We start from the raw sequence: 10,037 nt of genomic DNA on the forward strand, positions 1-10,037 counted from the left end.
TCTATCTCTTCGATCAGGGATAGTGATGAAAGCAACAGAAGATCGTCGCCAAGGTTATCATATCCATAGTAACCCACCAGCGTCAGCCCGCCAAAAGAAAACTGTCTCACCTCAAAACCTCCAGGAACATTCAACGCTAATATTCTAACACATGTGAATCATCGAACACGTTGTTCACAAAGCACTGCAAGGGATGTAGAATCTAGTTATGCACGATGCGCTCCGACGAAGAAGTACACCTTTTCCTTTTTTGTTCTATCTTCTGGCGACCATGCTGGGAGAGCTAATCATATTTTCTTCAATCTGGATGGATAGCGGTTGGCTTTCTTTAGCCCTTCTCGCGCTTTCCGTAATGCTTATCTCTTCGAAACAAATCAGCCCGTTTGCCTGGGTCTTGTTCTTTGTGATGGGCTGCCTTGTACAAACCTTCACTTTGAAAATGCTCGATCCTGGAAAAGTTGAGTATGTCGGCTATGTTTCGAAAGGTGGAACGGGAAGGATCGAAGCAAGTAATGGTAGACTTCTCCGTGATGGCGAATGGATTTATCTTCCCCAGGCCGTAAATATCGATTTGTCAGACAGAAAAGCCGTTGCCTTTCCTGGGCAGATCGTGTGGTCTGCTGGCAGGCTTAGGAGGAGCGACACGTATCCTTTGTTGACAATCGAATCGGAAGTAGAAGGCTGCATTGATAGATTTGAGATAATCTCTCTTCCCGGGAAACATATTGCTGGTCTGCTTTCAAAATACGAACTTGACAATACGATTGCCGCTGCAGTCTTTACTGGTGACAGAAAGCACATCGAATATGAATTGAGGAGAACGATATCTGATCTTGGAATCGCCCATTTGTTCGCTGTTTCAGGTTTGCATGTAGGACTGATGTATCTTCTAGTTCACAGCGCACTTTCTTTCCTAATGGTCGGAAGGAATTCCAGAATAATAGCTTCGATTTCCCTGCTTTTCTTATACACATTGTCTACAGGACCTGCTATCTCCGCCTTGAGAACATTTCTCATGCTTTTATGCTATTCGATATTCAGGATTATCGATTATCGTCAGCATCCACTGAATATCCTTGGTCTTTCTGGAATGATAATTGTGATGGTTCAACCATCAATTGTTGCATCGATCTCATTTCAGCTGAGCTTCTTTGCTACGGCTGCGCTGCTGATATTCCTGCCAAAAATCGAGAAGAAGAGCCTTATATACCAAGCTTTTCTAGTTGGTGCAATTGCCCAGATGGCAATTGTTCCTCTTTCTTTGACCGCATTTGGTACGTTGTCTCTCGTCGGAATTCCTTTGACTATTCTAATGGTTCCGATGTTTGTAATGCCGTCTTACATAGGCATGATATCCATATTGGTATCAGATTTTCTGGGAATCGAAGTGGTAAGTTCCTTTATATCGGGAAGCCTCAGAACAATGTCGAACATATTGGGAAAGGTTACAGCATCCATCGGAGAAGCGATTCCGGCAATGCGATTCGAGGCCTTCCCGGCTTATTTTATTTCGTTGCTTGTACTTTTCTTGTTTTTCATTGCATTTTGGCATTTAGGGCACAAGCCGTAGAATTTCAGTTGATGATCCTCTATGGTGTAACCGGTCCTCGACTTCACAAGCTCTTCAAGTTCCTCCAGGTTATCAAGATGAAATTCGACGACGGCACCACAATTGCTACAAATTACGTGATGATGGTGATGCTCACCCTTTTCAACGAGTTCATACCTCACTACTCCATCTTCAAAAACGATCTTTCTGAGAAGCCTTATATCGGCGAGTAGCTCAATCGTCCTGTAAACGGTCGCCTTGCTTATTCTGAAGTTCTTCCCCTGAACCTTATGATAGATCTCATCCGCACTCAAGTGCTCTGTGCCAGCTTCAAGGAAAAGTCTGAGAATTAATTCCCTTTGAGCCGTCATTCTTTGATTTCTTTTTTTCAGTTCTGCCTTGAGCTGATCATTTCTCATGACAGCCTCCAAAAAGCCGAACTACGTTACATAATCGGCTTAATGTCTATCTTCCATCCAGTCAACTTTGCGGCAAGTCTTGCATTTTGGCCACCTTTTCCTATTGCGAGGGAAAGTTGAGTTGGCGAGACAAAGACGGTGGCCTCGCGGTTTTCAATATTTGCAACCTTCACTTCAAGAGCTGAAGCAGGTGCGATTGAGTTTCCAACAAGCTCCGCAGGATTGTCGCTCCACCTTAATATATCAACTTTTTCGGGTTTTATCTCCCTGAGGACTTCGGCTATTCTTGTCCCGCTTTCTCCAATGCAAGCCCCTACAGGATCGACTTTTGTGTTCTGACTGAATACGGCTACCTTAGTACGAATACCCTCTTCTCTGGCTATGGCCTTTACGGTTACGTCACCACTTGCTATTTCTGGAACCTGAAGTTTCAAGAGTTCTATAACGAAGTCCGGGGTTCGTCTTGTAACGAGTAAGCGAGGTCCTCTAACAGATTTTGTGACATCGACAACGTAGACTTTCATAAGTGAATTCAGTCTTGGCTGTTCCCCGGGAATGAGTTCCTTAGTTGGAATCCTGGTTTCGAGTTTTCCTATCCTCAAATCGATCCACTCGTCAGTGACTCTAAGAACCTCAGAAGTTGTCACCGTTCCCTTCATATCGACGTACTTATCAAAGAGGTTCTCTTTTTCTTTTTCACGTATCTTTTGAATAAGAACCTGTCGAGCCGTTTGAGCGGCGATCCTCTTGAATTTCTTAATGTTGAGTTTTCTCTCAACTGTTGAGCCAATCTCCGCCGAAGAATCGAATTTCAAAGCTTCTTCCAGCTTGACTTCTAAAGAGGGGTTTTCCACAGCCTCGACCACCAGTAGTCTTTCAAAGACTTCTATGTCGCCTGTAAGCCTGTCGATCCTGACATCAACATCGCTCTCGGACGCGAAGTTTTTCTTATAAGCACTCTGGAGAGCTTTTTCCAGTATGTCTATAACCTCTTCCTTTTCTATGTTCTTTTCATCTTGCAGTTGATCAAGGGCTTCCAAGAGATTGAGATTCATGTGAACACCTCACCGTCCAAATTATAGTTTTAAGTTTGCGCGCTTGACATTTGAAAAGTGGAATGCTATCTCTTTACCGTTCTCGGAACTCTCAACAGTGACAACGTCGTTTTCGCATGAGATGATCTTCCCAATCAAAACCGAAACCCCTTCAATGGGTTCCTTGAGAATCACCTTTGCCTTCTCACCTGTGAATCTTACGTAATCCTTCAAATCCCTTAGAGCGCGTTCCAGTCCGGGAGACTCTACAACAAGTTCGTAAGAAAATGGGACGAGGTCCGCTGAATCAAGCGCTCTACCAAAATCGGCCGAGAATGATTCACAGTCGCTTATAGAAACATATCCATCGAGCTTATCGATCGTGATCTTAACAAGTCTTTTCTTACCTCTTCTTCCTAGCCCGAGATCATAGATCGAATAGCCCAGGTTGCTTGCGACTTGATTTGCCAGCTCGAAAAGCTCTTTCTTCAGGTCCTCCACAAACAACACCACCATAATAAAAAATAGAGGGCAAAACAAGCCCTCTCCCTTTGGGAGTATTTCAACTACAATCATTATAACTCTTTTGGCTCGGTCAGTCAACGTTAACCGTGATTTAGTCTGCTAGCGAGATGTCCTCCCTAGATGCGACAAACCCGGTTACAATTATTATTGCGATTGCTATCAGAAGATTAATTGCAGTGGGCAAAACGACCATGGGAAAAGTGAAGTCAAGCATTGAGATTCCCTGGAGTACGACAAGGAGGGAGGTAGTTGGGAGACTTCGACTGAACGATTCGAGCCAATCGGGGAACATTGAATGAGGTATCAGAATTCCGCTCAGAATCAATACCGCTGTGACAAGCGTTATTGACGTTAGTTGAGCACTCCTTGAAGAATTCAGTAATGTCCCTATGAGAAGTCCTATAGATGTAAACAGGAGAATGTAGACTTCTAACACCACCACATAAAGAATCAGATTCGACGCAATTTCAAGCCCAAAAAATCTTCCGGCCGTAATGAAGATCAAAACCTGCGCAGTTGAAAAAATCAAAAAACTGACCGCCTTGGCAATTATATATTTCACTGATCCCACATCTGATAGTCGGAGAAGATCTATCACACCGTTCCTTCTGTCTTCATAGATACCCGTAGCAGCTCCTATTGATGTCATGAACATAATCGTTGTTACCAGAACTATAGGAAAGAGAAGTGAAGAGAAGCTTAGCTTAGACTCGGAGATACCTTCAACTTTGAGAGAGGGCGCTACGTAGTTCGGGTCGATCTCCACGGTCTTCATGAATTCGGGATCTGCTACAACCGGAAGGGCTTTGAACTCTCTCAGAACATTGCTCAAAACCTGATAGACGGCAACTGCAGTTTGCATTGATCCAGGGTTTGGAATGAAAACCAGTTCAGAGGGTTCCTGAAAGAGAAGCTTGTTCGCAAATCCTCTGGGAATTATGAAGACCCCGTCGAGTTTGTCGATCACTGAGTCTATCTCCTCTCTGTTCGATAGCTGAAGTATGTTCTCTCCTTTCAGCATAGAGGTCGCGTACTGCACAAAAAAGAGACCTATGAAAGTCTTGTCTTCATTTATTATTCCTATTCTTAGGTCGGAATAACCTCCCGTTTCGGAGGTTATAGAAGATATGGCCGCCAAAATAACTGGCAAAAGGATAAGCACAAACAGAAAAGCCCTCGATTTAACTATTAGAAGAAGATCGTTCTTAACAAGTCTAAGGAATCTCAAGTAACGTCCCTCTCTTCACTATTGACTTTCTGTGATTATCTATAGAGCCTTTTCATTTATTATACTCTATCAATAAATACAAAATGTCAACGCCGGCTTCCCGCAGGATCTGCAGCTGTTGCTCTTCTTGAGAAAGAACCGTTATCGTTGTTGTGCTTGTTTAAGCGGTCAGATGGTAGAATCACAATAAGAACTGTTCCTTTGGTTTTTTCGTCAAATTTCAGAGTACGATCTTGGAGGTGAATAAATGAGGAGATTTATGGTACTTGCACTCCTGGTTATTGGAGCTTTATCAGTTGCGAGCGTCGGCACTATGTCGGGACGTCTTCCAGCTCAAGCGCATACGGTACTGGTAATTGAAGATTTAGAAAACAATTACAACGTTTCCAAAAAAGCCGTTCTCATGGATATGGTATTAAATCAGCTTGCCATAGAGCAACTGATAGCGCAGTACGTCGAAATGTTGGCTTACAATAATGGCCTAGATCCGAAAGACATATATAAGGCTTTTGATGGAGATCTCGGACTTGCTGTCTGGGTAGATTCAGAAGGTACGGATCGTCTTGTAATTGTACTTGGACCAACTGAGAATCCAAAGGCGTTGAAGGCGGCTATCGAAAAGATACTTCCGCAGCTTCTACCCTCAGAGATTGAACTAAATATCGCCGTTGATCAGGAGTACCTCTTCATTGGTGATATTGAGCAGTATGCAGTTACAGAAAAGGGATTTAATCTTTCTCTGGTCACTGAAGGTCTAACGCCTGGGTTTGCTTACTTCTACTCTTCGGTGGGAGATGTTGTTCAGAAGGGTTCGCTGTGGAATGAGGAGGGGATTCTGATTGCTGAGGCTCTTTCGGTCCCCCTTTCTGAAGAGACCAGAGAGAGGTTCTCTTCCGCACTTGAAGGTGCTTCGGTTGTTGAACTGGAAGCCGGTTACCACCTTCCGCTCGTCTCCGGCTTTGCAAAGATAAATGATCTTTCTTTTCTCTCAGACCTAAATATCGAACAGCTGGGACTTCTTCCTTTAGAGTTGGGAGAACTCAAAATAGGCACTCAGGATATCACAGAGTTTTCCGAAGAGATGACGGGAGAAATCATGGTAGATGCCAACATCTCAGTTGACGATATATTCGCAAGTCTCATGGGCTCTGAGGGAACTACTTCAGGAGCAACAGACTCGGTAGGATATTCCTATGTCCTGAGAGCAGGCTACAGTGGAACCTTAGATGATCTTAAATTTCGCCTTGAAAAAGCCGATCCGGATCTCAAGATTCTCGTCAATGAGAATGGTTTATCTATAGAAGATCAGTATATTTGGGTTAGCGACGGGTGGCTTTACGTTTCTTCAAGTAACCAGGTGAAGATCACGAAAGAACTTCAGGAAGGCGCGATAGTATCTGATCTAGAAGTATATAATGATCTGTTGAAGTTCTCTGGATCTGAAGGTTTTGCCAGGCTTTTCTTGGATTCCGGTTACATACTTACTGGATTAATGGGAGTGGAAATAGAGAGTGGTGTTCTAGTGAATAGCCAGTATGTAAGAGAGATAGGTGGTATTAGAAGCACAATAGTGATCAAGTAAAAAAAAGAAGCCCCTGCGCCAAGCGGAGTGACAGGGGCAAGAACATCTCGATAACATAATTATACCTATTTTCTTCTCGTTAGTCAAGTGTATACTCATAGGAGATCAGTTTTGCGCATTGACAAATTCTTGAAAATGAACGGAATTATCAAACGAAGAGTAGTAGCCAAGCAGGCAATTGAAAAGGGCTACGTATTCAGAAACAAGATCAGAGCAAAGCCTTCTTCGGAAGTTGAGCCCGGAGATCTTGTTTCAGTAAGATTTTTCAACAGAGTACTTGTAGTAAGAGTAAAAGAGGGATTCGAGTCAGAGATCGTGGAGGAAACTAGAGTAGAATCTCCCCGGAGTTGATCTCGAGGATCACTCCGTCTTCTCTTTCAAGGCATAAAGATGAGGGAGTGATGCTATTAATTATACCAGTGATTTTTTCACCATTGGGTAGGGATACAGTTATTTCATCTTTTTCCGCAAAAGCTAGATATTTTTTCCATCTGCGTGTTAGATATCTGTTTTTCCCTCGAATTAGATAGTTTTTTCGAAGGAACTCTACTCTCTTAAGAACTTTATCGAGAAGCATTTCCAGTGATATGTGTTTGTTAATAACCATTCCCAGACTTATGGCGATCTGCCTAATCTCTTCAGGGAGTTCGTTGTTTACATTTATCCCGACGCCTACCACAATAGCGTTTACCGATATCCCCGAGAAGATCGCTTCGGTCAAAATACCTGCCACTTTCCTTTTTCCAATGAGCACGTCGTTTGGCCACTTTATGCCAACTGAATTAATACCCATCTTGATCATCGTTTCTGCGACAGCTACCGAAACTACTTTTGTGTACTCATTGGGTTCCCTTATCAACGACGGTTTGAAGACTATAGAGAACCACAATCCGCCCTTATTGGAGTACCAGAAACTATTGTGCCTTCCATAACCCGAAGTTTGCGAGAGAGCCCAGACGACGGTTCCGGAGGGAAGTTTGTCCAGGTTATTCCTGGCGTACACATTTGTTGAGTCTATTTCGGAGAATGATACAATGTTTTCGCCTACCATCATGGTCGGAATTTCATCCTCAAAATCCGAGTGAATCTGGCGAAAAACGTCAAATCTCCTCTGCCCCTTCAAAAGCATTTTTCTCCTCGGGAAAGACGCCAGACTTCACCTCTTCATCAAATCTTCGAAGTGCTGATATGATATTGGATTTAAGATCGGCAAATCTCTTAATGTATCTTGGACTCGATTCGTCGTTGATGCCTAGTAGATCATGCCATCGAAGAAACTGCCCGTCACAATATCGACCTGAACCCAGACCGATTGTGGGGACAGAACTATCTTCCGTAAGCCTTTTCGCTACATCCTCGACAACCATTTCAAGAAGTATTGCAAAGACGCCCGCCTCCTCTAATTCGTTGACAGACTCAATCAGCCTCTTTATGCTTTTTTCGTCTCTTCCCTGTACAGGATATTCTCCGACCAAACTTGCGTGATGTGGAGTTATCCCGATATGACCCATTACAGGAAAACCACTATCAACCAAATATTTTATAAGGTTTGCAGTCTCGAAACCACCTTCGATTTTGACAGCGCTGGTCCATGTCTCAAAAAGGAGACCACGTTTTCAACGGCTTTTTCCCTGGAACATTGATAAGAGCCAAAGGGCATATCGGCAACTATAAAACTATTTTCCGCTCCCCTTCTGACTGACTTTAAAGACCATATCATTTCGTCCATTGTTACCGAGAGAGTATCCCTTTTCCCCATCACAAGCGTTCCGAGAGAATCCCCTACTATGATCATGTCCAGTCCTGCTTCTTCAGCAAACTTCGCTTCAAAATAGCTGTAAGCGGAGATCACAGACAGTTTACTTTGACCCTTCGTTTCAACGATTTCTCTCACATTCATTCTAATCTCACATCTCCTTTAGAAATGATGCTACCAGGACCTTGCACCTTCTTCAAAGAATCAATGGGGCTAGTTAGTATCTTTACTTAGATTATACATTTTAGTCCATCGCCAAGAAAGTCCATGTAAGGAAGAGACGGGTTCTGTTAGATCGATAATCAAAGACCTCAAGCCCGAGAATAAAGAAAAGTTATATAATTAATTATTCCTCTGAGGAGAGTGTAATGAAGCGAAGAGTTGAGTTTTTACTTCCGATAATCATGGTTTCTTTGATGATATTTGGACTTGTCGTTCTGTACAGCGCTACTTTCGGTGAAAGGGAGGAGTATCTGTTTGGAAGACAATTGGTCTGGGTCCTGCTTTCTTGTGCAGTTTTCGTCTTTACTGCGTATGTTGTAAAGAAAGAGCTCTGGAAAAGCTTATCTTTCCCATTAATCATCCTTTCGACAGTTTCACTCGCGGCAGTTCTCTATCTAGATTCTAGTGAAGCTTCAAGAAGGTGGATAGACCTAGGAATAGCAAGTTTTCAACCGTCAGAGCTAGCGAAATTCTCGTTGATAATTTTCCTTGGGAATGTTTATTCAAGAGACGCTAAGCACAGGTTTGGATTGTTTTCGCTGGGTATATTTTTCACACTTGTTTTTGTGGGACTTATATATCTAGAACCCGATTTGGGCACCACAATCATTGTATTGATCATATGGTATTTCATGACGTTGATTAGCAAGAGATATGACAGGCTTATGATCGCAATAACTGTTCTAATTGCCTTTTTGGCTCCTATTGTTTTCATGTTTGGTCTAAAACCCTACCAAAGAGACAGGTTGTTGAGCTTCCTTCATCCTGAAGAATACGCTTCCGGAGCTGCATACAATACGATTCAGGCAATAAGAGCAATAGGTTCGGGCGGCCTTAAAGGGACGGGATATCTTCAGGGTACAATGAACAGACTGGGATATGTTCCCGCAGATCACACGGATTTCATCTTTTCGGTTCTTGGTGAGGAGTTCGGTTTCATCGGAGCTGTAACTCTGCTTGTTCTGTACCTGCTCCTTTTATGGAGGATTTGGTCCATTACAAGAAAAACTGGCAGTGAGTTTGGTAGAATAGTTCTTAGCGGGATATTCGCAGTTTTTGCATTTCACGTCGTTGAAAATGTTGGGATGAATCTTGGACTCCTGCCTGTTACTGGAATCCCTTTGCCATTTGTTAGTTATGGCGGGTCGTCGTCTATGTTATTTGCGCTTCAGTTAGGGATTGTACATAGTTATTCTGTGAAAGAGATCGAATATGATAAAGAGCAGAGAGAGTAGCTTATTGCGAGGGGGTACAAATGAGACTTATTGAATCAGTCCCAAATTTCAGTGAAGGAAGAAGACTTGACGTTGTTGAACGGATTGTAGAAGAGGCCAAGAAGATTGAAGGCGTCTGGATTCTTGATTACTCAAGCGATCCAGATCACAATCGTTCTGTAATCACTATTACCGGTGAACCGGAAGCTGTGGAAGCTGCTTTGTTTAACATGACTCTTAAAGCAAAAGAACTGATTGATCTTAATAATCACTCAGGTGAACATCCAAGAATGGGCGCCACTGATGTTATCCCTCTTGTTCCTGTAATGAATGTAACAAAAGAAGAATGCATTGCGCTTTCAAAGAAACTTGGGAAAAGAATAGGAGAGGAACTTCGAATTCCGGTCTACCTGTATGAGGATTCTGCATCAACGCCCGAACGAGTTAGCCTTTCAAACATAAGGAAGGGAGAATTCGAGAACTTCGCTTCAAAGATTGCTTCCGACCA

Annotated in this window: 10 protein-coding genes and 1 pseudogene; 5 read left to right on the forward strand and 6 right to left on the reverse strand. The window is 43.0% G+C overall.

The genetic code is table 11. The features are described from left to right. Positions 1-208: 208 nt before the first annotated feature. The gene (locus BG32_RS13035; protein WP_121526960.1) at positions 209-1,570 is read left to right on the forward strand and encodes a ComEC/Rec2 family competence protein; all 1,362 of its coding nucleotides are present in this window, start codon (positions 209-211) and stop codon (positions 1,568-1,570) included. Here BG32_RS13035 and BG32_RS13040 read toward each other — a convergent pair. The 4 genes from BG32_RS13040 to BG32_RS13055 are packed head-to-tail and all read right to left on the reverse strand — an operon-like array spanning position 1,501 to position 4,755. Continuing rightward, positions 1,501-1,968, reverse strand: a complete 468-nt coding sequence (locus BG32_RS13040) for a Fur family transcriptional regulator (RefSeq protein WP_121509690.1) — start codon at positions 1,966-1,968, stop codon at positions 1,501-1,503. The two genes, BG32_RS13035 and BG32_RS13040, sit on opposite strands and share 70 nt — an antisense overlap. Positions 1,969-1,994: 26 nt before the next feature. Then, positions 1,995-3,023, reverse strand: a complete 1,029-nt coding sequence (gene nusA, locus BG32_RS13045; RefSeq protein ID WP_121509691.1) for a transcription termination factor NusA — start codon at positions 3,021-3,023, stop codon at positions 1,995-1,997. Between the two features lie 21 nt (positions 3,024-3,044). Continuing rightward, the gene (gene rimP, locus BG32_RS13050) at positions 3,045-3,578 is read right to left on the reverse strand and encodes a ribosome maturation factor RimP (RefSeq protein ID WP_099772280.1); all 534 of its coding nucleotides are present in this window, start codon (positions 3,576-3,578) and stop codon (positions 3,045-3,047) included. Between the two features lie 40 nt (positions 3,579-3,618). Then, on the reverse strand, positions 3,619-4,755 hold the full coding sequence (locus BG32_RS13055; RefSeq protein WP_099771839.1) for an ABC transporter permease: 1,137 nt from the start codon (positions 4,753-4,755) through the stop codon (positions 3,619-3,621). Between the two features lie 247 nt (positions 4,756-5,002). Between BG32_RS13055 and BG32_RS13060 the strand changes: the two genes are divergently transcribed. Further along, positions 5,003-6,337, forward strand: coding sequence for a hypothetical protein (locus tag BG32_RS13060; protein WP_121526961.1), 1,335 nt, complete (start codon positions 5,003-5,005; stop codon positions 6,335-6,337). Positions 6,338-6,448: 111 nt separating this feature from the next. Continuing rightward, positions 6,449-6,688: a S4 domain-containing protein gene (locus BG32_RS13065; RefSeq protein WP_006491924.1), complete on the forward strand. Its 240-nt coding sequence runs from the start codon at positions 6,449-6,451 to the stop codon at positions 6,686-6,688. Here BG32_RS13065 and BG32_RS13070 read toward each other — a convergent pair. Next, the gene (locus BG32_RS13070; RefSeq protein WP_121526962.1) at positions 6,663-7,466 is read right to left on the reverse strand and encodes a biotin--[acetyl-CoA-carboxylase] ligase; all 804 of its coding nucleotides are present in this window, start codon (positions 7,464-7,466) and stop codon (positions 6,663-6,665) included. The two genes, BG32_RS13065 and BG32_RS13070, sit on opposite strands and share 26 nt — an antisense overlap. Further along, positions 7,438-8,237: pseudogene (gene panB / locus BG32_RS17215) on the reverse strand (3-methyl-2-oxobutanoate hydroxymethyltransferase). Before panB ends, BG32_RS13070 begins: the two are co-directional and overlap by 29 nt. Positions 8,238-8,461: 224 nt before the next feature. Here panB and rodA point away from each other — a divergent pair. Both rodA and ftcD read left to right on the forward strand, forming a co-directional pair. Beyond that, positions 8,462-9,550 carry a rod shape-determining protein RodA gene (rodA, locus tag BG32_RS13080; protein ID WP_099771842.1) on the forward strand — a complete coding sequence of 363 codons (1,089 nt, stop codon included), beginning with the start codon at positions 8,462-8,464 and terminating at the stop codon, positions 9,548-9,550. Positions 9,551-9,570: 20 nt separating this feature from the next. Continuing rightward, the coding region (gene ftcD, locus BG32_RS13085) for a glutamate formimidoyltransferase (protein ID WP_121526963.1) at positions 9,571-10,037 on the forward strand (467 nt) is incomplete at its 3' end.

The sequence above is a fragment of the Mesotoga sp. HF07.pep.5.2.highcov genome, from assembly GCF_003666285.1.
GTDB lineage: Bacteria > Thermotogota > Thermotogae > Petrotogales > Kosmotogaceae > Mesotoga > Mesotoga prima.